The sequence below is a fragment of the Mycobacterium ahvazicum genome (assembly GCF_900176255.2).
GTDB classification, from domain to species: domain Bacteria; phylum Actinomycetota; class Actinomycetes; order Mycobacteriales; family Mycobacteriaceae; genus Mycobacterium; species Mycobacterium ahvazicum.
This window is the reverse complement of record NZ_FXEG02000003.1, coordinates 811,493-835,851: the sequence shown is the minus strand read 5'-3', so window position 1 is coordinate 835,851 and position 24,359 is coordinate 811,493. Positions and strand designations below refer to the sequence as shown.

At 69.0% G+C, this 24,359-nt stretch carries 20 protein-coding genes and 1 pseudogene; 20 read left to right on the top strand and 1 reads right to left on the bottom strand.

The genetic code is table 11. The features are described from left to right. Positions 1-459 precede the first annotated feature (459 nt). From mraZ to MAAFP003_RS16490, 19 genes are all read left to right on the top strand, one after another. Entirely contained in the window at positions 460-891 is a 432-nt protein-coding gene (gene mraZ, locus MAAFP003_RS16585; protein ID WP_067233643.1) for a division/cell wall cluster transcriptional repressor MraZ, read from the top strand. Continuing rightward, positions 866-2,071, top strand: coding sequence for a 16S rRNA (cytosine(1402)-N(4))-methyltransferase RsmH (gene rsmH / locus MAAFP003_RS16580; RefSeq protein ID WP_096288591.1), 1,206 nt, complete (start codon positions 866-868; stop codon positions 2,069-2,071). The genes mraZ and rsmH overlap by 26 nt, the downstream gene beginning before the upstream one ends. After that, complete coding sequence (ftsL, locus tag MAAFP003_RS16575; protein WP_096288588.1) at positions 2,068-3,357, top strand: cell division protein FtsL; 1,290 nt, start codon at positions 2,068-2,070, stop codon at positions 3,355-3,357. Before rsmH ends, ftsL begins: the two co-directional genes overlap by 4 nt. Continuing rightward, positions 3,354-5,393 carry a peptidoglycan D,D-transpeptidase FtsI family protein gene (locus MAAFP003_RS16570; RefSeq protein WP_096288586.1) on the top strand — a complete coding sequence of 680 codons (2,040 nt, stop codon included), beginning with the start codon at positions 3,354-3,356 and terminating at the stop codon, positions 5,391-5,393. Before ftsL ends, MAAFP003_RS16570 begins: the two co-directional genes overlap by 4 nt. Before the next feature lie 153 nt (positions 5,394-5,546). Next, entirely contained in the window at positions 5,547-7,085 is a 1,539-nt protein-coding gene (locus MAAFP003_RS16565) for a UDP-N-acetylmuramoyl-L-alanyl-D-glutamate--2,6-diaminopimelate ligase (RefSeq protein ID WP_243394082.1), read from the top strand. Then, complete coding sequence (locus MAAFP003_RS16560; RefSeq protein WP_096288583.1) at positions 7,082-8,641, top strand: UDP-N-acetylmuramoyl-tripeptide--D-alanyl-D-alanine ligase; 1,560 nt, start codon at positions 7,082-7,084, stop codon at positions 8,639-8,641. The genes MAAFP003_RS16565 and MAAFP003_RS16560 overlap by 4 nt, the downstream gene beginning before the upstream one ends. Continuing rightward, positions 8,638-9,717: a phospho-N-acetylmuramoyl-pentapeptide-transferase gene (gene mraY, locus MAAFP003_RS16555; RefSeq protein ID WP_096288580.1), complete on the top strand. Its 1,080-nt coding sequence runs from the start codon at positions 8,638-8,640 to the stop codon at positions 9,715-9,717. Before MAAFP003_RS16560 ends, mraY begins: the two co-directional genes overlap by 4 nt. A gap of 1 nt (position 9,718) precedes the next feature. After that, on the top strand, positions 9,719-11,167 hold the full coding sequence (murD, locus tag MAAFP003_RS16550) for a UDP-N-acetylmuramoyl-L-alanine--D-glutamate ligase (protein ID WP_096288578.1): 1,449 nt from the start codon (positions 9,719-9,721) through the stop codon (positions 11,165-11,167). 6 nt (positions 11,168-11,173) lie between these two features. Then, positions 11,174-12,916 (top strand): putative lipid II flippase FtsW, encoded by a 1,743-nt coding sequence (ftsW, locus tag MAAFP003_RS16545; RefSeq protein ID WP_243394080.1) that lies wholly within the window; start codon positions 11,174-11,176, stop codon positions 12,914-12,916. After that, positions 12,913-14,109 (top strand): undecaprenyldiphospho-muramoylpentapeptide beta-N-acetylglucosaminyltransferase, encoded by a 1,197-nt coding sequence (murG, locus tag MAAFP003_RS16540; RefSeq protein WP_096288575.1) that lies wholly within the window; start codon positions 12,913-12,915, stop codon positions 14,107-14,109. Before ftsW ends, murG begins: the two co-directional genes overlap by 4 nt. Further along, positions 14,106-15,563: a UDP-N-acetylmuramate--L-alanine ligase gene (gene murC / locus MAAFP003_RS16535; RefSeq protein WP_096288572.1), complete on the top strand. Its 1,458-nt coding sequence runs from the start codon at positions 14,106-14,108 to the stop codon at positions 15,561-15,563. The genes murG and murC overlap by 4 nt, the downstream gene beginning before the upstream one ends. Continuing rightward, a complete protein-coding gene (locus tag MAAFP003_RS16530; protein ID WP_096288569.1) occupies positions 15,560-16,519 on the top strand; it encodes a cell division protein FtsQ/DivIB in 960 nt (319 codons plus the stop codon). The genes murC and MAAFP003_RS16530 overlap by 4 nt, the downstream gene beginning before the upstream one ends. Positions 16,520-16,800: 281 nt before the next feature. Further along, the gene (ftsZ, locus tag MAAFP003_RS16520; protein ID WP_096291208.1) at positions 16,801-17,961 is read left to right on the top strand and encodes a cell division protein FtsZ; all 1,161 of its coding nucleotides are present in this window, start codon (positions 16,801-16,803) and stop codon (positions 17,959-17,961) included. Between the two features lie 40 nt (positions 17,962-18,001). Then, positions 18,002-18,709, top strand: coding sequence for a peptidoglycan editing factor PgeF (gene pgeF / locus MAAFP003_RS16515; protein ID WP_207768543.1), 708 nt, complete (start codon positions 18,002-18,004; stop codon positions 18,707-18,709). Positions 18,710-18,726: 17 nt separating this feature from the next. Beyond that, positions 18,727-19,512 carry a YggS family pyridoxal phosphate-dependent enzyme gene (locus MAAFP003_RS16510; RefSeq protein WP_096288564.1) on the top strand — a complete coding sequence of 262 codons (786 nt, stop codon included), beginning with the start codon at positions 18,727-18,729 and terminating at the stop codon, positions 19,510-19,512. A gap of 68 nt (positions 19,513-19,580) precedes the next feature. Beyond that, complete coding sequence (locus MAAFP003_RS16505; protein WP_096288561.1) at positions 19,581-20,222, top strand: cell division protein SepF; 642 nt, start codon at positions 19,581-19,583, stop codon at positions 20,220-20,222. A 154-nt stretch (positions 20,223-20,376) separates the two neighbouring features. After that, complete coding sequence (locus tag MAAFP003_RS16500; protein WP_044506515.1) at positions 20,377-20,667, top strand: YggT family protein; 291 nt, start codon at positions 20,377-20,379, stop codon at positions 20,665-20,667. Positions 20,668-20,915: 248 nt separating this feature from the next. Then, on the top strand, positions 20,916-21,722 hold the full coding sequence (gene wag31, locus MAAFP003_RS16495) for a DivIVA-like cell division protein Wag31 (protein ID WP_096288558.1): 807 nt from the start codon (positions 20,916-20,918) through the stop codon (positions 21,720-21,722). Between the two features lie 83 nt (positions 21,723-21,805). After that, the gene (locus MAAFP003_RS16490; protein WP_096288556.1) at positions 21,806-22,111 is read left to right on the top strand and encodes a hypothetical protein; all 306 of its coding nucleotides are present in this window, start codon (positions 21,806-21,808) and stop codon (positions 22,109-22,111) included. 2 nt (positions 22,112-22,113) lie between these two features. Here the strand turns inward: MAAFP003_RS16490 and MAAFP003_RS16485 are convergent. Then, a pseudogene (locus MAAFP003_RS16485) lies at positions 22,114-22,809 on the bottom strand (phosphoribosyltransferase); the annotation flags it as partial. Between the two features lie 83 nt (positions 22,810-22,892). Between MAAFP003_RS16485 and MAAFP003_RS16480 the strand changes: the two are divergent. Next, a complete protein-coding gene (locus MAAFP003_RS16480; RefSeq protein ID WP_096288550.1) occupies positions 22,893-24,266 on the top strand; it encodes an FAD-dependent oxidoreductase in 1,374 nt (457 codons plus the stop codon). Positions 24,267-24,359 lie beyond the last annotated feature (93 nt).

The window sequence follows — 24,359 nt, the reverse complement described above, 5'->3', positions numbered from 1 at the left end:
TGCCCCGTTTTTTTGGCGCTCCACCCCAGCTCGCTGTGTCGAGCCTGCGGTGGGGACGCGGATCGGCCTCGGATCGACGCACGCACCGCAGGCTCGGCGGCATGGTCGCAGGCTCGAGCGCATTCGCTGATCGACGCGAGCCCCGAGTCCCCGCTGATTTGCGATCGAGTCCCAATCGAGTCTTCGGTAGATGGGCCGTGCCCCACTGCGCCCCACCTTTGGCCCCACCGGCCCCCACGCGGCGGTTTTAGGCCCGTGAAGTGGGGGTTTCCGGGGTCACGATCGGGTCGCGAGACCAGCGCACCGTCCTTCGGACGCGGCCGGACGCGCCCGTAGTGGCAGATGAGCAGCGAAACACCCCGGCGACACCCGTTTTATGGGGCAAAGTGGGGGACTGTGGGGTATGGTGGCTGAAGTGTTTGGGCGAGCCGAGAACCGGCCTCGACAGGAGGTGAGCTGGTGTTTCTCGGCACCTACACGCCCAAGCTCGATGACAAAGGGCGACTCACGTTGCCCGCCAAGTTCCGCGACGCGCTGGCAGGGGGGTTGATGGTCACCAAGAGCCAAGACCACAGCCTCGCCGTCTACCCGCGAGCGGAATTCGAGCAGCTGGCCCGCCGGGCGAGCAAGACGTCTCGAAGCAACCCGGAAGCCAGGGCGTTCCTGCGCAATCTGGCCGCCGGCACCGATGAGCAGCATCCCGACGCCCAGGGCCGCATCACCCTGTCGTCCGACCACCGGCGCTACGCGAACCTCTCCAAGGACTGCGTGGTGATCGGTGCGGTCGACTACCTGGAAATCTGGGATGCCCAGGCCTGGCAGGACTACCAGCAAACACACGAAGAGAACTTCTCCGCGGCCAGCGATGAAGCACTCGGCGACATCATCTGAGGCGCATGCCCGTGCATCGTGGCCTCTGCCCGAACCGACCCTGGCGTACTTCCCCAACGCCTGGTTCGTAACTTCGGACAGGGACCTCGGTGCAGGGGCGCGTCTTGGCAAGGCCGTCCCTCGTTCTGACGAGTTTCTCCAGACCCGGGGAGGTGTTGCGGTGGCTGACAAGGACTTCGGGCATGTACCCGTGCTGCTGGACCGCTGCGTCGAACTGCTCACCCCGGCGTTGACCCGCCAGCACTCCGACGGGTCCGGCGCGGTGCTCGTCGACGCCACCCTCGGCGCGGGCGGGCACGCGGAACGATTCCTGACCGACCTACCGGGCCTGAAGCTGATCGGCCTCGATCGCGATCCCAGCGCGCTGGAGATCGCCGGCGCGCGGCTGGCGCCGTTCGCCGACCGAATCACCCTGGTGCACAAGCGGTATGACGGCATCGACGAGGCGCTGGCCGAATGCGGTTATGCCGCACATGAATCGGTCGACGGGGTGTTGTTCGATCTGGGCGTCTCCTCGATGCAACTCGACCGCGCCGAGCGGGGCTTCGCCTATGCCCAGGACGCGCCGCTGGACATGCGGATGGATCCGTCGTCGCCGCTGACCGCGGCCGAGATCGTCAACACCTACGACGAGGCCGAGCTGGCGACCATCCTGCACCGCTACGGCGAGGAGCGGTTCGCGCGCCGGATCGCCACCCACATCGTCCGCCGGCGGGCCCGCGCGCCGTTCACCACGACCGCCGAGTTGGTCGAGTTGCTGTATCAGGCCATTCCGGCCGCGACCCGGCGCACCGGCGGCCATCCGGCCAAGCGCACCTTCCAGGCGCTGCGGATCGCGGTCAACGACGAGCTGGACACGCTGCGCCGGGCCATTCCGGCCGCGCTGGACGCGCTCAGTGTCGCCGGGCGCATCGTGGTGATGGCCTACCAGTCGCTGGAAGACCGGATCGTCAAGCGCGAGTTCGCCGATGCGGTCGCCTCCCGCACGCCGTTGGACCTCCCGTTCGAGCTGCCCGGCCGTGGCCCGCGATTCCAATCGCTGACCCGCGGTGCCGAGCGCGCCGACGCCGACGAAATCGAACGTAACCCTCGCAGCACCGCCGTGCGACTACGGGCCTTGCAACGGCTGGAATCCGAGGGACAACCACAGCAGCGGGTGACTACGAAGGGCGACTCATGAAAGCGAAAGCCAAGCGCGAGGCGCCGAAACGCCGGGGCGGCAGCGACCGTCGCGGCGGGCGTGACGTCGCGGCCCGCAAGAGCAAGACCCGGCGCGACGCGGCGGACTCGACGGCGCGGCGCACCCGGCCGGCGCGGGGTGCGGCGACCGGCCGCGAGGCGCGAGCGTCGAATTCCGGCCCGCAGACCAGTCCGAATGCGCGGCCGGTCGAGCGAAAGGCCCGCCCCAAGAGCAGCGGCCAGGCCAAGGCCCGCGCCAAGGCGCGCAAGGCAAAGGCGCCCAAGGTTATTCGGCCCCGGCTGACCGAACGGATTGCCATCCGGCTGGCGTCGATCGACCTGCGGCCGCAGACGTGGGTGGCCAAGGTTCCGTTCGTCGTGCTGGTCATCGGCGCGCTCGGTGCCGGGCTGGCGCTGACGCTGTGGCTGTCCACCGACTCCGCCGAACGCTCCTACCAGTTGAGTCACGCGCGGGAGAAGACCCGGATGCTGCAGCAGCAGAAGGAGGCGCTGGAGCGCGACGTGCGCGAGGCGGAGGCGGCGCCGGCATTGGCCGAGGCCGCGCGCAAGCAGGGCATGATCCCGACGCGTGACACCGCGCACCTGGTCCAGGACCCGTCCGGTAGCTGGGTGGTGGTCGGTACGCCCAAGCCCGCCGACGGCGTTCCGCCGCCGCCGCTGAACGCCAAGCTGCCGGACGAAGGCCCGCAACCGCTGCCCAAACCGGCGGCGGTCCCGCCGGAAGTCCCGGTCCGCGTGCAACCGGATCCCGGTGCTGCTCTGGTGCCGGGCCGGCCGGGTGGGCCCGAAGCACTGCTGCGGGCTCCGGATGGTTCGACGACGGTGGGCGGCCAGCACCTGCCGCCGGCCGCGCCGCTGGTACCCGGCGCGCCGGGGGTGCCCGGTGGCCAGGTTGGCGGCCAATTCCCGGGTATGCTGCCGACGCCGGGGTTGCCGGCGCAAGGACTGCCGACCCAAGGACTTCCCACGCAATTACTTCCGACGCAAGGACTTCCGGCACAGCCGCTGCCGGCCCAAGGAATGCCCACGCCGGGCCTGCCGATGCCGGGGCAGCCCGCGCCGGCCGCTCCGGTTCCGGCGGAAGTGCCGATTCCCGTTGGCGGACTGCCCCTTTCGGTACCCCCCGCGCCGTTGCCGGCGGAAGTACCGGTCCCCGTGCAACGCGCGCCGCAGGCCGCGGTCCCGGTCGCACCCGGACTGCCGGGGCCGATCGCACCGAATAGCGTCGCGCCGCCCGCCGCCGTGTTGCCAGGGCCCGCCCGGTGAGTCGCGGCGAGGACGGCCGCACCCGCCGGTCCCGGTCGACGCGCGGTCCGCGTAAACCACAGGGGGTCAGGGACGTCCGGCAGACCAGCCGCGCCAGGAAATCGGAAAAGGCGCACCAGGGCCGGGACGCGCAGGAAACAACGGGATTTCGCAAGGCCAAGAAACCCGGTGAGGCGCCGCTCGGCCATTCGGCCAATCAGCGGCGCACCCGGCAGCTCGTCGGGGCGGGCGTCCGGGGCTCGTCGTTCGTCTTCCGGCATCGCGCCGGCAATGTGGTCATCTTGGCGCTGACGCTGGTGGCGGCCGCCCAGCTGTTCGTCCTGCAGGTCACCAACGCACCGAAGCTGCGCGCCCAGGCCGCGGGCCAGCTCAAGGTCACCGATGTCTCAAAGGCCATCCGCGGCAGCATCGTTGACCGCAACAACCAGCAGCTGGCGTTCACCATCGAGTCGCGTGCCCTGACGTTTCAGCCGAAGAAGATCCGCCAGCAATTGGAAGAGGCCAAGAAGAAGAACCCGGCCGCTCCCGATCCGCAGGCGCGGCTGCGCGATATCGCCAAAGAGGTTTCCAGCCGGCTGAATAACAAGCCGGACTACGCGACGGTGCTGAAGAAGCTGCAAACCGACGACAATTTCGCCTATTTGGCGCGTGCCGTCGACCCGGCGGTCGCCAGCGCGATCTCGGACAAGTACCCCGAGGTCGGCTCCGAGCGGCAGGATCTGCGTCAATATCCGGGCGGGTCGCTGGCGGCCAACATCGTCGGCGGCATCGACTGGGACGGCCACGGCCTGCTCGGACTCGAAGACAGCATGGACTCCGTGCTGTCGGGAACCGACGGTTCGGTCACCTACGACCGCGGCTCGGACGGCGTGGTCATTCCCGGCAGCTACCGCAACCGGCACAAGGCGGTCAACGGTTCGACCGTCCAGCTGACCATCGACGACGACATCCAGTTCTACGTGCAGCAGCAGGTTCAGCAGGCCAAGAACATGTCGGGGGCGCACAATGTTTCGGCCGTCGTGCTGGACGCCAAGACCGGTGACGTGCTGGCCATGGCCAATGACAACACCTTCGACCCGTCGCAGGACATCGGGCGGCAGGGCGACCGGCAACTGGGCAACCTCGCGGTCTCCTCGCCGTTCGAGCCGGGCTCGGTGAACAAGATCGTCACCGCGTCCTCGGTCATCGAATACGGCCTGTCCAACCCCGACGAGGTGCTGCAGGTCCCGGGCTCGATCAACATGGGTGGCGTCAATATCCACGACGCGTGGGAGCACGGCGTGATGCCGTACACCACCACCGGCGTGTTCGGGAAGTCGTCCAACGTCGGCACGCTGATGCTGGCCCAACGCGTCGGCCCGGAACGGTTTTACGACATGGTTCGCAAGTTCGGTCTCGGACAGCGGACCAACGTCGGGTTGCCCGGTGAGAGCGCCGGCCTGGTGCCGCCGATCGACCAGTGGTCGGGCAGCACGTTCTCCAACCTGCCTATCGGTCAAGGTCTTTCGATGACCCTGCTGCAGATGACCGACATGTACCAGACGATCGCCAACGATGGCGTGCGGATACCGCCGCGAATCATCAAGGCCACCATCGCCTCTGACGGCACCCGCACCGAAGAAGCGCGCCCGGAAGGTGTTCGGGTGGTCTCGCCGCAGACCGCGCAGACCGTGCGGGGAATGCTGCGCGCCGTCGTGCAGCACGACCCGATGGGCTACCAGCAAGGCACCGGACCCGCGGCCGCGGTGCCCGGCTATCAGATGGCCGGCAAGACCGGTACCGCTCAGCAGATCAACCCGGGCTGCGGCTGCTACTTCGACAACGTGTACTGGATCACGTTCGCCGGGATGGCCACCGTCGACAATCCGCGCTACGTGATCGGCATCATGATGGACAACCCGGACCGCAACGCCGACGGCACGCCCGGTCACTCGGCGGCACCGCTGTTCCACAACATCGCCGGCTGGCTGATGCAGCGTGAGAATGTGCCGCTGTCACCGGACCCCGGGCCGCCGCTGACCCTGCAGGCCACCTAAGCGCCGCGCTCGGGTGCGCCTCCGGGGCGCCCGCACCGTGCACCGGCCGCCCTGGGCGCACACTCGACGAGGGCGCGGGCGTGCCCGCGGCCCCGGCCGGTCTCGGTAGGGTGTCATGGCTGATCATGGCGATCGCGCGGCGTCCAGGGAGGTGTGACGGAAGTGTCGGTACTCACCGAGCTGCGCCCCCGCGTCACCGCGCCGGTGCGACTGCCCGCGCTGGCGGCGCAGGTGGGGGCGGTGACGGCCGACGACCCGGATGGTCTGGCGGCCGTCCCGGACCTGCCGATCACCGGCGTGACGCTGCGTGCCCAGGATGTGCGTCCCGGCGACCTGTTCGCCGGGTTGCCCGGCTCGGCCACCCACGGCGCCCGCTATGCCGGCGACGCGATCGGCCGCGGCGCGGTCGCGGTGCTCACCGACGCTGCCGGAGTTGACGAGATGGGCTCATGCGCGGTGCCGACGCTGGTGCATCCCGCGCCGCGCAGCGTGCTCGGCGGGCTGGCCGCCACCGTGTACGGAAACCCGTCCGAGGCCGTCACGGTCGTCGGCATCACCGGCACGTCAGGAAAGACCACCACCACCTATCTGGTCGAGTCGGGTCTGCGCGCCGGCGGCCGCACCGCGGGGCTGATCGGCACCATCGGCATCCGCATCGACGGCGCCGACATCCCCAGCGCCCTGACCACCCCGGAGGCACCCGCGCTGCAAGCGATGCTGGCCGCGATGGCCGAACGCGGGGTGGACACCGTCGTCATGGAGGTCTCCAGTCACGCGCTGGCATTGGGCCGGGTCGACGGAACCCGGTTCGCGGTAGGGGGTTTCACCAACCTGTCCCGCGACCATCTCGACTTTCACCCCACCATGGCCGACTACTTCGACGCCAAAGCCCTGCTGTTCGACGCGAATTCGCCGCTGCGGGCCCACCGGGCCGTGGTGTGCATCGACGACGAGGCCGGGCGCGCGATGGCCGAGCGGGCCATCGATCCGATCACCGTCAGCGCCACCGGAGGGCCGGCGCACTGGCGCGCGACGGACGTGACGCCGCTGGGAGTGGGACAAGAGTTCACCGCCGTGGACCCCGCCGGCGCTCAGCACCGGATCGGCATTCGCCTCACGGGCGCCTATAATATCGCGAATTGTCTTGTGGCACTGGCGATTCTCGACGCGGTCGGGGTCTCCCCGGAGCAGGCGGCGGACGGGCTGCTGAATACCCGCGTTCCGGGGCGGCTGGAACAGATCGACCGCGGCCAGGATTTCCTGGCCCTGGTCGACTACGCCCACAAGCCGGGCGCGCTGCGGGCGGTGTTGACCACCCTGCTGCGGCCGGGACGTCGGCTGGCGGTGGTGTTCGGCGCAGGCGGCGATCGCGACCCCGGCAAGCGGGCGCCGATGGGCGCCGTCGCCGCCGAACTGGCCGACCTGGTCGTCGTCACCGACGACAACCCGCGCGGCGAGGACCCCGCGTCCATCCGCCGCGAAATCCTCAATGGAGCGGTTGGGTTGAAAGCGGAGGTGGTCGAGATCGGTGACCGGCGCGAGGCGATCAGGCACGCGGTCGGCTGGGCCGGCCCCGGCGACGTGGTGCTCATCGCGGGCAAAGGCCACGAAACCGGCCAGCGCACCGGGGATGTCGTCCGCCCGTTCGACGACCGCGTCGAACTCGCGCAGGCGCTGGAAGACCGCCGATGATCGAGTTGACCGTCGCGCAGATCGCTGAAATCGTCGGCGGCACCCTGGCCGACATCACGCCGGAAGACGCCGCCGAACTGCGCGTCACCGGGACCGTCGAATTCGACTCCCGCGCCGTCGGCCAAGGCGGCCTCTTCCTGGCGCTGCCCGGCGCCCGCTCGGACGGACACGACCACGCGGCCTCGGCGGTCGCGGCCGGTGCGGTCGCGGTGCTGGCCGCGCGGCCGGTCGGGGTGCCCGCCATTGTCGTTGCCCCACAAGGCGCTTCGGGTTCGCGGGCCGGGGTGCTCGAGCACGACCCGGACGGTTCGGGCGCGGCGGTGCTCGACGCGCTGGCCAAGCTGGCCAAGGCGGTGGCCGAGGAGCTGGTGGCCGGCGGGCTTGCGATCATCGGGATCACCGGGTCGTCGGGCAAGACGTCGACCAAGGATCTGGTGGCCGCGGTGCTCGAGCCACTGGGTGAAGTGGTGGCGCCACCCGGGTCGTTCAACAACGAGCTGGGCCATCCCTGGACGGTGTTGCGGGCGACCCGGCGCACCGACTACCTGGTGTTGGAGATGTCGGCACGCCATCCCGGCAATATCGCCGCGCTGGCGCAGATCGCCCCGCCCGTCATCGGCGTGGTGCTCAATGTCGGCACCGCGCACCTCGGCGAGTTCGGCTCGCGAGAGGCGATTGCGCGCACCAAATCCGAACTGCCACAATCTGTTCCACCGTCGGGCGTGGTCATCCTCAACGTCGACGATCCATCGGTGGCGGCGATGGCGCACGTCAGCGCGGGATGGGTGGTTCGGGTCAGCCGATCCAGCGAGACCGATTCGGGGCCCAGCGACGTCTGGGCCGAGGGCGTGTCGCTGGACGAATTGGCCAGGCCGCGATTTACCCTGCACGCGATGGGCGCGCAAGGCGTTGTAGAGGCCGAGGTGCAGCTCGGTGTGTACGGCGAACACCAGGTCACCAACGCGCTGTGCGCCGGTGCGGTCGCCCTGCAGTGCGGCGCCAGTGTCGAGCAGATCGCCGCATCGCTGGCCGCGGCGGGCCCGGTGTCGCGCCACCGCATGCAGGTGACCAATCGCGCCGACGGGGTGACGGTGATCGACGACGCCTACAACGCCAACCCGGACTCGATGCGCGCGGGACTGCAGGCGCTGGCTCAGATTGCCCGCGGTAGCGGGGCTGCCCCTGCCACCGCGCGCCGGAGCTGGGCGGTGCTCGGCGAGATGGCCGAGCTGGGGGAGGACGCGATAACCGAGCACGATGCCATCGGCCGGCTGGCGGTGCGCTTAGATGTGTCTCGACTTGTTGTCGTGGGAATGGGGAGGTCGGTAACCGCCATGCACCACGCTGCGGTCCTGGAAGGGGCATGGGGTTCGTGGGGTGCTTCCGGTGATAGAGGGGCCGTGCAGGTGGCCGACGGTGACGCCGCCCTCGAGGTGTTGCGGGCCGAACTGCGGCCCGGCGACGTGGTCCTGGTGAAGGCCTCGAACGCCGCCGGACTCGGCGCGCTGGCCGAGGCGCTGGTCGCCGACGCACCCGCGGGCGAGGTCCGTTCGTGAGGCAGATCCTCGTCGCCGTCGCGATCGCCCTGACCGTGTCGATTCTGCTGACCCCTGCGCTGATCCGGCTGTTCACCAAGCAGGGCTTCGGCCACCAGATCCGCGAGGACGGCCCGCCGAGTCACCACACCAAACGCGGCACCCCGTCGATGGGCGGCGTGGCGATCGTGGCGGGCATCTGGGCCGGCTACCTGGGCACGCACCTCGCCGGGCTGGCGTTCGACGGGGAGGGCGCCTCCGCGTCCGGTCTGCTGGTGCTGGGGTTGGCCACCATGCTGGGTGGCGTCGGCTTCCTCGACGACCTGATCAAGATCCGCCGCTCGCGCAACCTGGGCTTGAACAAGACGGCCAAGACGGTCGGGCAGATCGTGGCCGCGGTGCTGTTCGGCGTGCTGGTCCTGCAGTTCCACAATGCCAACGGCCTGACGCCGGCCAGCGCGGACATTTCCTACGTGCGCGAAATCGCCACCGTCACACTGGCTCCCGGACTGTTCGTGCTGTTCTGCGTCGTCATCGTCAGCGCCTGGTCCAACGCGGTCAACTTCACCGACGGCCTGGACGGACTGGCCGCGGGCTGCATGGCGATGGTCACCGGCGCCTACGTGCTGATCACCTTCTGGCAGTACCGCAACGCGTGCGCTACCGCGCCGGGCCTGGGCTGCTACAACGTGCGCGATCCGCTGGACCTCGCGTTGGTCGCCGCCGCGACCGCGGGGGCCTGCATCGGCTTTCTGTGGTGGAATGCCGCGCCCGCCAAGATCTTCATGGGTGACACCGGCTCGCTGGCGCTGGGCGGCATCATCGCCGGTCTGTCGGTCACCAGCCGCACCGAGCTGCTCGCGGTGGTGCTGGGTTCGCTGTTCGTCGCCGAGGTCGTCTCGGTGGTGCTGCAGATTCTCACCTTCCGGACCACCGGGCGCCGGGTGTTCCGGATGGCGCCCTTCCATCACCATTTCGAGTTGAGCGGCTGGGCCGAAACAACGGTCATCATCCGCTTCTGGCTGCTCACCGCGATCGCGTGCGGGCTGGGAGTGGCGCTGTTCTACGGTGAGTGGCTCGCCACGATCGGCGCATGACATGTCCGGGCTCGAACCGCTGTCCGTGGGTGCACCCGTCCTAATCGCCGGCGCCCGGGTGACCGGCCGGGCGATCCTGGGTGCGCTGACCCGGTTCGGCGCCGTGGCCACCCTGTGCGACGACGATCCGGCCATGCTGGCGCCTTATGCCGAAAACGGGGTTCCCACAGTCGATCCCGCGACCGCGGTACAGCGGATCGCGAACTATGCGCTGGTGATCACCAGCCCCGGATTCCAGCCGTCGGCGCCGGTGCTGGCCGCCGCCGCGTCGGCGGACATCCCGATCTGGGGTGACGTGGAACTGGCCTGGCGGCTGGACGCCGCGGGGTGTTACGGCACACCGCGCCGCTGGCTGGTCGTGACCGGCACCAACGGCAAGACCACGACGACGTCGATGCTGCACGCCATGCTGGTCGCCGGAGGGCGGCGCAGCCTGCTGTGCGGCAACATCGGCGACCCGGTGCTCGACGTGCTGGACCAGCCGGCCGATCTGCTGGCCGTCGAACTGTCCAGCTTCCAGCTGTTCTGGGCACCGTCGCTGCGGCCCGATGCGGGTGTGGTGCTCAACATCGCCGAGGACCACCTCGATTGGCACGCGTCGATGGCCGAGTACACCGCCGCCAAGGCCCGGGTGCTGAACGGCCGGGTCGCGGTGGTCGGGCTGGACGACGGCCGGGCCGCTGCCCTGCTCAGCACCGCGGCGGCTCCGGTGCGGGTGGGTTTCCGGCTGGGCGAGCCGGTTGCCGGCGAACTCGGGGTGCGCGACGGTCAGCTGGTCGACCGCGCGTTTGCCGACGACCTGACCCTGCTGCCGGCCTCGGCCATCCCGGTGCCCGGCCCGGTCGGCGTGCTCGACACCCTGGCCGCGGCGGCGCTGGCCCGCTGCGTTGACGTGCCCGCGGCCGCGATCGCCGACGCCATCTCGACGTTTCGGCTGGGACGGCACCGGTCCGAAGTCGTCGCGGTGGCCGACGGGATCACCTACGTCGACGATTCGAAGGCGACCAACCCGCACGCCGCCGAGGCGTCGGTCATGGCCTACCCGCGGGTGGTGTGGGTGGCCGGCGGTTTGCTCAAGGGCGCGACGCTGGACGCGGAGGTCGCCCGGATGGCATCTCGGCTGGTCGGGGCGGTACTCATCGGCCGAGACCGTCAAGAGGTTGCCGAGGCGTTATCGCGACACGCGCCCGATGTCCCCGTCGTCCAGGTTGTGACAGGCGAGGATGCTGGTATGCATGCGACTGCTGATACTAATGTGACAAAAGTTGACAGTGTGGGGGATAGTCTCGGCGCTCGCGTGATGACCGCTGCTGTGGCGGCGGCTCGTGATTTGGCCAAGTCGGGAGACACGGTGCTGCTGGCACCGGCGGGGGCATCATTCGACCAGTTCAGCAGCTACGCCGACCGTGGTGACGCATTCGCCGCCGCCGTACGCGCGGCGCTGCGGTAGGCGGGTGTGGGTAACGCGCTGACCCGGCGCCTACGCCGGGGCAAGAAGAACATCGAGTCGCCGGCCGAGCCGGTCGAGGCGGCCGGTGCCCTCCCGGAAAGCACCGGGGCCGACACCGTGACGGACGCCGGGGAACCGACGGACGCGGTGGAAGCCGTCGAGCCGTCCGACGCCTCCGAAACCAGCCCGTACGAAGTGCCGGACGCGGCCCCTGACACGGCCCCGGCGACGGCGAAAGTCGAGGTCAAGGATCCGCAGCACAGTCCGGGCGCCCGGTTCGGCGCGTGGCTGAACCGGCCCATGACCTCGTTCCACCTGATCATCGCGATCGCCGGTTTGCTGACAACCCTGGGCCTGACGATGGTGCTGTCGGCCTCGGGGGTGCGGTCCTACGGAGACGACGGGTCGGCGTGGGTGATTTTCGGCAAGCAGGTGTTGTGGACCGTCATCGGGGTCTTCGCGGCCTACGTCGCGATGCGCGTGCCGATCCGCTTCATCCGCCGGGTGGCCTTCCCGGGCTACGTCGTCACGATCATCCTGCTGGTCCTGGTGCTCGTTCCCGGCATCGGCAACCTCGCCAACGGCTCGCGGAAATGGTTCGTGGTCGCGGGCTTCTCCATGCAGCCCTCCGAGCTGGCCAAGATCGCCTTCGCCATTTGGGGTGCGCACCTGCTGGCGTCGCGGCGCATGGAGCGGGCCTCGCTGCGCGACATGCTGATTCCGCTGGTGCCGGCGGCGGTCATCGCGCTCGGGCTGATCGTCGCCCAGCCTGACCTTGGCCAGACGGTGTCGATGGGCATCATCCTGCTGGCCCTGCTGTGGTACGCCGGCCTGCCGCTGCGCGTCTTCGGCACATCGCTGCTCGCGGTCTTCATGGCCGGCGCCGTGCTGGCCATGTCCGCCGGTTATCGGTCGGACCGGGTGCGCTCGTGGATCAACCCCGAGAACGACCCGATGGACACCGGCTACCAGGCGCGGCAGGCGAAGTTCGCGCTCGCCCACGGCGGCATCTTCGGCGACGGCCTCGGCCAGGGCACCGCGAAGTGGAACTACCTGCCCAATGCGCACAATGACTTCATCTTCGCGATCATCGGCGAGGAGCTGGGCTTCATCGGCGCCTTCGGGCTGCTGGCGCTGTTCGGGTTGTTCGCCTACACCGGGATGCGGATCGCCCGCCGGTCGGCCGACCCGTTCCTGCGGCTGCTGACCGCCACCACCACGATGTGGATCCTCGGTCAGGCCTTCATCAACATCGGCTACGTGATCGGCGTGCTGCCGGTCACCGGCCTGCAGCTGCCATTGATATCGGCGGGCGGAACATCCACGGCCGCAACACTTTTCATGATCGGCATCATGTGTAACGCGGCGCGTCATGAGCCCGAGGCGGTGGCGGCCCTGCGCGCCGGGCGCGACGACAAGATGAACCGGCTGCTGCGGCTGCCGCTGCCCGAGCCGTATTCGCCGACGCGCCTCGAGTCGTTCCGCGACCGCAAGAAGTCGCAGCCGCGAGCGCCGCGGCCGTCGGCCCCGGCACGTGGGCGTAAGGCCCCCGCCCGGAAGGCCGAGCCACCCGCGCGTAAGGGACGCCGCCAGCCCGAGCCGCCGCTGCGCCCGGTTTTTCCGCGGACAGCTGTTCGCACCGAACCGCGGTCAAGGCATCATGGATCTGATCAGCGCTACCCCAGACAGGGAGCCGGTCAGCGCCAAACACGGCGCGCTCGCGCACTGGAAGGTCAGCGTTACGGGTGAATCACACGTTCAGCGAGCCGACCGGCGGGCAGGGGGTTAGTCCCTCGCCCGCCGGTGCCTTGTCGGTCGTACTGGCCGGCGGCGGCACGGCCGGCCATGTGGAGCCCGCGATGGCCGTCGCCGATGCCCTGAGCGCGCTGGATCCGCAGGTCCGGATCACCGCGCTGGGCACCTCGCGCGGACTGGAGACCCGGCTGGTGCCGGAACGCGGCTACCACCTCGAGCTGATCACCCCGGTGCCGCTGCCCCGGAAACCCAGCGGTGACCTGGCCCGGCTGCCACCGCGGGTGTGGCGCGCCGTGCGCGAGACCCGCTCGGTGCTCGACGTCGTCGACGCGGACGTGGTGGTGGGTTTTGGCGGCTATGTGGCCCTGCCGGCGTACCTCGCCGCCCGCGGTTTCCCCAAGGTCCGGCGTCGTATCCCGGTGGTCATTCACGAGGCCAACGCCCGTGCCGGGCTGGCGAATCGTGTCGGGGCCCGCTCGGCGGACCGGGTGCTGTCCGCGGTGCCGGATTCCGGGCTGCGACACGCCGAGGTAGTCGGGGTGCCGGTCCGCGCGACGATTACCTCGTTGGATCGCGCGGCGCTGCGGGCCCAGGCGCGCCGGCACTTCGGGTTCGCCGACGACGCGCGGGTGCTGCTGGTGTTCGGCGGTTCGCAGGGCGCGGTCTCGCTCAACCGCGCGGTCTCGGGGGCCGCCGCCGAGCTGGCCGCCGCGGGCGTGTCCGTGCTGCACGCGCACGGGCCGAAGAACACTCTCGAGCTGCGCGAACCCCAGGACGGCGATCCGCCGTACCGGGCGGTGCCGTACCTGGACCGGATGGACCTGGCCTATGCCGCCGCGGACCTGGCCATCTGCCGGTCCGGGGCGATGACGGTCGCCGAGGTGTCGGCCGTGGGTCTGCCGGCCATCTACGTCCCGCTGCCGATCGGCAACGGCGAGCAGCGGCTCAATGCGCTGCCGGTGGTCAACGCCGGCGGCGGCATTGTCGTCCCCGATGCCGTTCTGACGCCGGACCTGGTGGCCCGGGAGGTGAGCGGGCTGCTCACCGACCCGCCGCGGCTGGCGGCGATGACCGCGGCCGCCGCCCGGGTGGGGCATCCGGACGCGGCGCGCCAGGTCGCCGCGGCGGCCCTGGACATCGCGCGACAAGCACGTGATAGGGGGCAGGCAGCCAGGGGAGCGCGATGAGCGCCGACCAGTTGCCCCCCGAGCTTTCAAGGGTGCACATGGTGGGCATCGGGGGAGCCGGGATGTCGGGCATCGCCCGCATTCTGCTGGACCGCGGTGCCCAGGTGTCCGGGTCCGACGCCAAGGAATCCCGCGGTGTGCACGCCCTGCGGGCCCGGGGCGCCCAGATCCGTATCGGGCACGACCCGTCGTCGCTGGACCTGCTGCCCGGCGGCCCGACCGCGGTCATCACCACCCACGCCGCCATCCCGAAGACCAACCCCGAGCTGGTCGAGGCCCGGCGCCGCGGCATTCCGGTGGTATTGCGGCCGACCGTGCTGGCCAAGCTGATGGACGGGCGGACCACGCTGATGGTCACCGGCACCCACGGCAAGACCACGACGACGTCGATGCTGATCGTGGCCCTGCAGCACTGCGGGCGCGACCCGTCGTTCGCGGTCGGCGGGGATCTCGGCGAGGCCGGCACCAACGCCCACCACGGCAGCGGTGACTGCTTCGTCGCCGAGGCCGACGAAAGCGACGGCTCGCTGCTCGAATACACGCCCAACGTCGCGGTGATCACCAACATCGAGACCGATCACCTCGATTTCTACGGCAGCGAGGACGCCTACGTCGCGGTCTTCGACGCCTTCGTCGAGCGGCTGGCCCCGGGCGGAGCGCTGGTGGTCTGCACCGACGACCCGGGTGCCGCCGCGCTGGCGCAGCGCAGCAGCGAACTGGGAATCCGGGTGCTGCGCTACGGATCCGCGCCCGACCAGCAGTTGGCCGGCACGCTGCTCTCCTGGGAACAGCAGGGCACCGGAGCCGTCGCACATATCCGGTTGGGTGACGAACCCGTGCGGGCCATGCGCCTGTCGGTGCCCGGACGGCATATGGCGCTCAACGCGCTGGGTGCGTTGCTGGCCGCGATCGAAGTCGGCGCCCCGACCGACGAGGTGCTCGACGGGCTGGCCGGTTTCGAGGGCGTACGCCGGCGCTTCGAACTGGTCGGAACGGTCGGCTCGGTGCGGGTGTTCGACGACTACGCCCACCATCCGACCGAGATCAGTGCGACGCTGGCGGCGGTCCGCACGGTCGTCGAGCAGGGCGGCGAGGGTCGCTCGTTGGTGGTGTTTCAGCCTCACTTATATTCGCGGACAAAGGCTTTCGCCGCCGAGTTCGGCCACGCCCTGGACGCCGCCGACGAGGTGTTCGTGCTCGACGTCTACGGGGCGCGCGAACAGCCGTTGGCCGGTGTCAGTGGGGCCAGTGTCGCCGAGCACGTCAGCGTGCCCGCGCGCTATCTGCCCGATTTCTCCGCCGTCGCCGAGCAGGTTGCCGCGGCCGCCGGCCCCGGGGATGTGATCGTGACGATGGGGGCCGGCGACGTGACGCTGCTGGGTCCCGAAATCGTGAATGCGCTGCGGGTGCGCGCCAATCGCAGCGCGCCCGGCCAGCCCGGGGTATTGCGATGACCGAGCCCAACGACCTGGCCGCCGACCCAGGTGAACGCACCCCGCCGGCCGACGAGAACGCGGTCACCGAACCGATTCCCGTCGAAGAGGCCCGCCCGGTTGCCGGCCGCGCCGAGGACGAGCAGGTCGAATTCGAGGGACCGCGCCGCCGGGCCCGCCGCGAACGAGCCGAGCGCCGCGCCGCGCAGGAACGGGCCATCGCGATCGAGGAGGCGCGCCGCGAAGCCAAGCGCCGGGCCAGCGGCCGCGTCGGCGGCGGACCCGACGCCCCCAAAAAACCTGCGCGCGGCGTCGTGCGGGGCCTCAAGATGCTGCTCGCGACCGTGATGTTGGTCGTCGTCGGGGTCGGACTGGCGCTGATCCTCTACTTCACGCCGGTGATGTCGGCGCGCAACATCGTGGTCACCGGCACCGGCGCGGTAACCCGCGAAGAGGTCCTCGACGCCGCGCAGGTGCGGGTCGGCACGCCGCTACTGCAGATCAACACCAACCAGGTCGCCGACCGGGTGGCCGCGATCCGCCGGGTGGCCAGCGCCCGGGTGCAGCGGCAGTACCCGTCGGCGCTGCGGATCACGATCGTCGAGCGAATTCCCGTCGTGGTGAAGGACTTTCCCGACGGGCCGCACCTGTTCGACCGCGACGGAGTCGACTTCGCGACCGGGCCGCCGCCGCCGGCGCTGCCGTATATCGACGTCGCCAACCCCGGGCCGACCGACCCGACGACCAAGGCCGCGCTACAGGTGCTGCTGGCGCTGCGCCCCGAGGTCGCGGGCCAGGTGGGCCGGATCGCGGCGCCGTCGCTGGCCTCGATCACGCTCACCCTCGGCGATGGGCGAGTGGTGATCTGGGGGACGACCGACCGCACGGATGAGAAGGCCGAAAAGCTCGCCGCCCTGCTCACCCAGCCGGGCAAGACCTACGACGTGTCCAGTCCCGATCTGCCCACCGTCAAGTAGGGCCAGGCTCGGCTTTCTCGCCGAGTGTGAGGCTGGCGCAACGCTCGCGCTCGATTGCCACGCTGGCGTGACGCTCGCGCAACGCGGCCTGAAATTGACCAAAATTTGCACGCGGCGCGTCGGCGCGCCTGCGGGGTTAGTGCGCGTAGTACCCATACCGTTCTGGTTGCGCGGAACTACTTGACATAACTCTAACTCTATGGTTGAGGTTGAGAGTTTGCCAGGGGAACCGCAACTTTACCGGCAAGGACCGAATCCCCACCAGGGAGGAAGACGAGATGATGACCCCCCCGCATAACTACCTGGCCGTCATCAAGGTTGTGGGTATCGGTGGCGGCGGCGTCAACGCCGTCAACCGGATGATCGAACAGGGCCTCAAGGGCGTCGAGTTCATCGCGATCAACACCGATGCGCAGGCACTCTTGATGAGCGACGCCGACGTCAAGCTCGATGTGGGCCGCGACTCCACCCGCGGATTGGGCGCCGGTGCCGATCCCGAGGTCGGGCGTAAGGCCGCCGAGGACGCCAAGGACGAGATCGAAGAGCTGCTCCGCGGTGCGGACATGGTGTTCGTCACCGCCGGCGAGGGCGGCGGGACGGGTACGGGCGGCGCGCCCGTCGTCGCCAGCATCGCGCGCAAGCTGGGCGCGCTGACCGTCGGCGTGGTCACCCGGCCGTTCTCGTTCGAGGGCAAACGGCGCAGCAACCAGGCCGAAAACGGCATCAACGCGCTGCGCGAGAGCTGCGACACCCTGATCGTGATCCCCAACGACCGGCTGCTGCAGATGGGCGATGCCGCGGTATCGCTGATGGACGCGTTCCGCAGCGCCGACGAGGTACTGCTCAACGGCGTCCAGGGCATCACCGACCTGATCACCACCCCCGGTCTGATCAATGTCGACTTCGCCGACGTCAAGGGCATCATGTCCGGCGCCGGAACGGCGTTGATGGGCATCGGCTCGGCCCGCGGTGAAGGCCGGTCGCTCAAGGCCGCCGAGATCGCGATCAACTCCCCGCTGCTGGAAGCCTCGATGGAGGGCGCCCAGGGCGTGCTGATGTCGATCGCCGGCGGTAGCGATCTGGGCCTGTTCGAGATCAACGAAGCGGCGTCGCTGGTGCAGGACGCCGCCCACCAGGACGCGAACATCATCTTCGGAACCGTGATCGACGACTCGCTGGGCGACGAAGTGCGCGTGACCGTCATCGCCGCGGGCTTCGATGCCCAGGGACCCGGGCGCAAACCCGTGGTCGGCGGCAGCGCCGACAAGGGGGAGAAGGCCGGCGGTGCCCACCGGATCGAGTCGGCCAAGGCGGGCAAGCTCACCTCGACGCTGTTCGAGCCGGTCGACGCCGTCAGCGTCCCGGTGCACACCAATGGCGCGACGCTGAGTATCGGTGGCGATGACGACGACGTCGATGTGCCGCCCTTCATGCGCCGCTGAGCCGAACCAGCGCAGACGCGACGCTCCGGATACTGGTTACGTGACCGTTCGTATCCGGCGAGTGACGACGACCCGCGCGGGCGGCGTCTCGAAACCGCCCTTCGACACCTTCAACCTCGGCGACCACGTCGGTGACGATCCCGTGGCGGTCGCCGCCAACCGTGCCCGGCTGGCCCGCGCCATCGGCCTGGGCGCCGACCGGGTGGTGTGGATGAACCAGGTCCACGGCGATCGGGTCGAGGTGGTCGACGCGCCGCGGGATACCGCCTTCGACGACACCGATGCCTTGGTGACGGGCGCGCCCGGACTGGCGTTGGCCGTGGTGACCGCCGACTGTGTGCCGGTGCTGCTGGCCGATGCGCGCGCGGGGGTGGTCGCGGCCGTGCACGCCGGACGCGTCGGCGCGGCGCGGGGTGTGGTCGCACGCACGGTGGAGGCGATGCTGAAGCTGGGCGCGCAGGAAGGTGACATCTCGGCACTGCTCGGCCCGGCGGTCAGCGGAGCCAACTATGAAGTGCCCGCGGCGATGGCCGACGAGGTCGAGGCGGCCCTGCCGGGCAGCCGCGCCACCACCGCGAATGGCAAGCCAGGGCTGGACCTTCGGGCCGGAATCGCTTGCCAGCTAAAGGCTTTGGGCGTCACGTCGATTGACGTCGATCCGCGCTGCACGGTTGCCGACGCCGCCCTGTTCAGTCACCGCCGGGACGCCCCGACCGGGCGGCTGGCGTCGCTGGTCTGGATGGAGTGACCCCGATGGCGGTTGGAATGGCGGACTCGGCCTCGAGTCAGGGCGACCGCGAAACTGAATTGACTCACGCGTTGGCCGCAGTGCGTTCGCGACTAGCGGCGGCCGCGGAAGCGGCGGGACGCAATGTCGGCGAAATTGAACTTCTTCCAATTACCAAATTCTTTCCGGCAACCGATGTCGCGATTTTGTCTCGATTGGGTTGTCGATCGGTAGGCGAATCGCGGGAACAAGAAGCGGCCGCAAAGGTGGCGGAACTCACTCGCTTGGCTTGTGCTTCCGCGACTTCGGGGCGGCCGGATTCGCGAGAGTTGCACTGGCACATGGTTGGACGGATTCAGCGCAAGAAGGCGCGTGCGCTGTCCCGGTGGGCGCACACCGCTCACTCGGTCGACAGCCCGCAACTGGTAACGGCGCTGGAACGGGCGGTGACGGCAACGTTGGCCGAAGGTGGCCGACAGCAGCCGCTGCGCGTCTACGTTCAGGTCAGTCTGGACGGCGACGTCTCGCGCGGCGGCATCGACATCACGACGCCGGGGCCCCTCGACGAGCTTTGTGCGCAGGTCGAGGAGTCGCAAGGTCTGGAATTGGTCGGGCTGATGGGCATTCCGCCGCTGGGCGCCGACCCCGAACCGGCCTTTGAGCGGCTGCAATCCGAACACCGCCGGGTGCTGGAAGCGCATCCGAACGCCGTCGGTCTGTCCGCCGGTATGTCCAACGATTTCGAAATTGCCGTAAAACACGGTTCGACGTGTGTGCGTGTCGGTACCGCGCTATTGGGCCCACGGCGGCTACCGTCACCGTGAGTAGTCACTGTAGTCACACCTTCATCACAGACAACAGAAATCCCAGGGGCTAGAAGGGGTCGTACGCAATGAGCACACTGCATAAGGTCAAGGCCTATTTCGGTATGGCCCCGATGGACGACTACGAAGACGAGTACTACGACGATCGCGCACCGTCGCGCGGATTCCCTCGTGCTCGCTTCGACGAAGATTACGGCCGCGGCTATGACCGCCCCGAATACGACGACCCACGCGGCGAGCCCGCCGACTACGCGCCGGCCGGCTACCGCGGTGGGTACGCCGACGAGCCGCCGCCGTTCCGGGGCCGTGAGTTCGACCGCCCGGAGATGGGCCGCCCGCGGCTGGGTTCCTTCCTCCGCGGTGGCGGCACCCGTGGCGCCCTGGCCATGGACCCGCGCCGGATGGCGATGATGTTCGAGGACGGCCACCCGCTGTCGAAGATCACGACGCTGCGGCCGAAGGACTACAGCGAAGCTCGCACCATCGGCGAGCGGTTCCGTGACGGCACCCCGGTGATCATGGACCTGGTGTCGATGGATAACGCGGACGCCAAGCGGCTGGTCGACTTCGCGGCTGGGCTGGCGTTCGCCCTGCGTGGCTCGTTCGACAAGGTGGCAACCAAGGTGTTCCTGCTGTCGCCCGCCGACGTCGACGTTTCGCCGGAGGAGCGCCGCCGGATCGCGGAAACCGGCTTCTACGCTTACCAATAGCCGCATTTTCCCCGCGACAGCGCGGCGTCAGGTGGCTGGCATCCGCCTGCCGATGCGGTGCATCTGAGATGTCCGCTCGAGGGTGAGTCGGTACTCTTGCGATGTCGCGCTGTCGCGCGGCGGTTGAGGTCTCATCGGTAAGGTCGGGCTCTCGTTGGTGCTGTTCTTTCAGATCCTTGGGTTTGCGCTGTTCATTTTCTGGCTGCTGCTCATCGCTCGGGTCGTCGTCGAGTTCATTCGCTCGTTCAGCCGTGACTGGCATCCCACCGGCCTCACCGTGGTGATCCTCGAGATCATCATGTCGATCACGGATCCGCCGGTGAAATTGCTGCGCCGACTGATCCCTCAGCTCACCATCGGAGCGGTCCGCTTCGACCTGTCCATCATGGTCCTTCTGCTGGTCGCGTTCATCGGCATGCAGCTCGCTTTCGGCGCCGCGGCGTGAGTCGCGTTATGTGTTGGCGGCCCTAAGCGACGGTTTGGGCACGGATCGGCCTCGGTTTGATGCGCGCGATTTGCAAATTCTAAGGATTGGGATTTTATGACTCTTAGTGTTTGAAATTGGATCTTATTTATTGGGCTAATCGGCAACCGCCGGGTCTGGTGTGACAGGATGGGCGGCAGTTGCACAACCGCTGCCACTCCGTTCTACACTTTCGAGAACGTTTGACGGGAACTTGAGGGGACGAAACAATGCCGCTTACACCAGCCGACGTCCACAATGTGGCGTTCAGTAAGCCGCCTATTGGCAAGCGCGGTTACAACGAGGACGAGGTCGACGCGTTCCTCGACCTGGTGGAAAACGAGCTGACGCGGCTCATCGAAGAGAACTCCGATCTGCGCCAGCGGGTCGAGGAGCTGGACCGCGAATTGGCCGCCGGTGGCGGCGCCGCCGCCGCCGCCCCTGCCGCTCAGGCCGCCCCTGTTGCCCCTGTTTTCGAGCCCGAGCCCGAGCCGGAACCGGTCAAGGCGGCGCCCGCGCCGGCGGCCGCAACCGGGACCAACGAGGAGCAGGCCCTCAAGGCGGCCCGCGTGCTGAGCCTGGCCCAGGACACCGCGGATCGGCTGACCAGCACCGCGCAGGCCGAGTCGGACAAGCTGCTGTCCGACGCCCGCGCCAACGCCGACCAGATCCTGACCGAGGCCCGGCAGACCGCCGAAACCACGGTCACCGAAGCCCGTCAGCGCGCCGACGCGATGCTGGCCGACGCGCAAACCCGCTCCGAGACGCAGTTGCGTCAGGCGCAGGAGAAGGCCGACGCCCTGCAGGCCGACGCCGAACGCAAGCATTCCGAGATCATGGGCACCATCAACCAGCAGCGCACCGTGCTGGAAGGCCGTCTTGAGCAGCTCCGCACCTTCGAACGCGAATACCGCACCCGCCTCAAGACCTACCTCGAGTCCCAGCTCGAGGAACTCGGCCAGCGCGGATCGGCGGCTCCCGTCGACTCGAGCGCCGATGCTGGTGGGTTCGACCAATTCAATCGGGGTAATAACTAGCCGGGACTAGTGCCGGACGCCCTGTTCGGCACACTTATGTGCACTGGACCTGGCAGTCCCGCCCGTCGGCTGGAGGATGACCGATGCTGATCATTGCGCTGGTACTGGCCCTGATCGGGCTTGTCGCGCTGGTGTTCGCAGTCGTGACGAGCAATGAGCTGGTCGCCTGGGTGTGCATCGGCGCCAGCGTCCTGGGTGTCGTGCTTTTGATCGTCGACGCACTGCGGGAACGGCAGCGCCGCGACACCAGTGACGAAGCCCGCGACGAGCAGCCGGCCGAAGAGGCCGAGGCGGTCGACTACCCGGAGGAAGTTGCGGACGAAACCGCTGAGCAGCCGGCCGACGAGACGGTCGCGGCCGACACCCGCGGCGAGGACCCGGCCAAGTAGCCTCAGCGCGTCGGCGTACGCAGCAGCTGGCGCACCTCATCGTCGCCGACCTGATGAAAGTCGCCGTAAACCTGTCCCACGGCTTCGAATCCCGGTGGCATCGTTGTGCATACGACGTCGTCGGCCACTTGTGCGAGGTCGTGGCAAACAGACTGCGGCCCTACCGGGACGGCGACGACGATGTACTGCGGCTCGGCGGCCCGAACAGCCCGGACGGCGGCCATCATGCTGGCGCCGGTGGCGATGCCGTCGTCGACCAGGATCACGGTCTTGCCTCGCGGGTCGGCGACGGGCCGGCCACCCCGATACGCGTGCTCGCGTCGCGCCAGCTCCGCCGTTTCGCTGTCGATGACCTCGCGCACCTGCTCGTCGGTGATGTGCAGGCTGGAGACCACGTTGTCGTTCATCACCACGCCGCCGCCGCTGGCCAGCGCGCCCATCGCGAGTTCCGACCAGCGCGGCACCCCCAGCTTGCGAACCAGGAATACATCCAGCTCGGCGTGTAGCGCCGAGGCGATCTCCCAGGCGACCGGAAGGCCACCGCGCGCCAGGCCCAGCACCAGCACGTCGTCCTTGTCGCGGTAAGACATTAGCTGCTCGGCCAGCGCGCGACCGGCTTCCTGGCGGTCCTTGAAGGACCGCGAAAATCGCGAGGATCGCGTCGCCGGGCGGCGCAGAAAGCCGTTTCGTGGATTCATCAGGTGCGCACCACCTTACCAAGCGCTTTCCGGCCAATCGAATAGCTTGTGCATCAAAGGGATTGGGCCAATACACTGCTGGCGTGACGTCACTCGAGGTGGATCTGGCGGTTGTCGGCTTCGGCAAGGGCGGCAAGACGCTCGCGGCCGCGCTGGGTAAGCGTGGCTGGCGGGTGGTGATGATCGAGCAGTCCCCGTTGATGTACGGCGGCACCTGCATCAACATCGGTTGCGTACCTACGAAATCGATGGTGTTCCGCTCCGAGCATCTCGACGCGTCCACCACCCATCCCGATCGCTACCGGGAGGCCGTCACTGCCACCGGACAGCTGACCGCGTCCTTGCGTGACATCAACTTCGCGACCCTCGATCGCATCGACACGGTGACGGTGCTGACCGGACATGCGCAGTTCACCGAACCCCATACGCTGAATGTCAAAACCATTGACGGACAAGCAATTACAGTTGCCGCGAAATGGATCGTGGTCGGCACCGGTTCGCGGCCGGTGCTGCCGCCGGTTCCCGGGCTCGCCGACGCGCCCGGTGTGTACACGAGTACCGACCTGCTCGGCACGGCCGAACTGCCCAAGCGGCTGACCGTGCTGGGCGGCGGTTATGTCGGTCTGGAGTTTGCGGCGATGTATGCCGCCTACGGCTCGCAGGTCTCGATCCTCGACCGTGGGCCGCGGGTGCTGAGCCGCGAGGACGCCGATGTCGCCGACTGCGCCCGCGACATCCTCGTCGCCCGCGGCATCGACGTCGTCACGTCGGCATCGGTCACCTCGGTGTCCGGCAACGGTACCGGCGGCTCGACGGTGTCGTACCACGTCGACGGCGCCACCCGCGAGATCGACACCGACGCGATCCTGGTGGCGCTGGGCCGGGAACCCGTCACCGACGGCCTCGGCCTGGACGCCGCGGGTGTCGACACCACGGCCAAGGGCGCCATCGTCGTCGACCACCACCTGCGCAGCAGCCAGCCGCACATTTTCGCCGTCGGCGACGTCAACGGTGGACCGCAATTCACCTACATCTCGCTCGACGACTACCGCGTCGTGCTGTCGCAGCTGGACGGCGACGGCAAACGCAGCACCACGACGCGGGCGGCCGTGCCCTACGCGCTGTTCATGACGCCGCCGCTGGCTCGGGTCGGCCTGACCGAGCAGGAGGCCCGGCAGGCGCACGACGTCAAAGTCGCCAGCATGCGTGTCGCGGACATGGCGACGATGCCGCGTGCCCGGATCGTCGGCGAGGATGCCGGCATGATGAAGGTCGTCGTCGACTCCGGCAGCGACATGATTCTCGGGGCGGCGCTGTTGTCCTACGACTCGCACGAGGTCATCAACACGGTGGCGCTGGCCATGCGGCACGGCATCACCGCCTCGGAGCTGCGGGATTCGATCTACACCCACCCGTCGATGACCGAGGGCTTCAACAGCCTGCTGGCGGCGCTCTAGCACATTGCCGCGACGACGTCGGCTGTGTCGGCGCCGGACCCGCTGAAGACCTCCGGATTCGGCGCGGCCATTCACATTGTGTGATCGCGGCTT

What these genes read in the sequence shown, in the direction of transcription:
- MAAFP003_RS16490 (WP_096288556.1), top strand. Translation starts at nt 21,806, where the DNA reads ATGCTGATCATTGCGCTGGTACTGGCCCTGATCGGGCTTGTCGCGCTG.
- murD (WP_096288578.1), top strand. Translation starts at nt 9,719, where the DNA reads ATGTCCGGGCTCGAACCGCTGTCCGTGGGTGCACCCGTCCTAATCGCC.
- MAAFP003_RS16530 (WP_096288569.1), top strand. Translation starts at nt 15,560, where the DNA reads ATGACCGAGCCCAACGACCTGGCCGCCGACCCAGGTGAACGCACCCCG.
- ftsZ (WP_096291208.1), top strand. Translation starts at nt 16,801, where the DNA reads ATGACCCCCCCGCATAACTACCTGGCCGTCATCAAGGTTGTGGGTATC.
- wag31 (WP_096288558.1), top strand. Translation starts at nt 20,916, where the DNA reads ATGCCGCTTACACCAGCCGACGTCCACAATGTGGCGTTCAGTAAGCCG.
- rsmH (WP_096288591.1), top strand. Translation starts at nt 866, where the DNA reads ATGAAGCACTCGGCGACATCATCTGAGGCGCATGCCCGTGCATCGTGG.
- ftsL (WP_096288588.1), top strand. Translation starts at nt 2,068, where the DNA reads ATGAAAGCGAAAGCCAAGCGCGAGGCGCCGAAACGCCGGGGCGGCAGC.
- murC (WP_096288572.1), top strand. Translation starts at nt 14,106, where the DNA reads ATGAGCGCCGACCAGTTGCCCCCCGAGCTTTCAAGGGTGCACATGGTG.
- MAAFP003_RS16510 (WP_096288564.1), top strand. Translation starts at nt 18,727, where the DNA reads ATGGCGGACTCGGCCTCGAGTCAGGGCGACCGCGAAACTGAATTGACT.
- MAAFP003_RS16505 (WP_096288561.1), top strand. Translation starts at nt 19,581, where the DNA reads ATGAGCACACTGCATAAGGTCAAGGCCTATTTCGGTATGGCCCCGATG.
- MAAFP003_RS16560 (WP_096288583.1), top strand. Translation starts at nt 7,082, where the DNA reads ATGATCGAGTTGACCGTCGCGCAGATCGCTGAAATCGTCGGCGGCACC.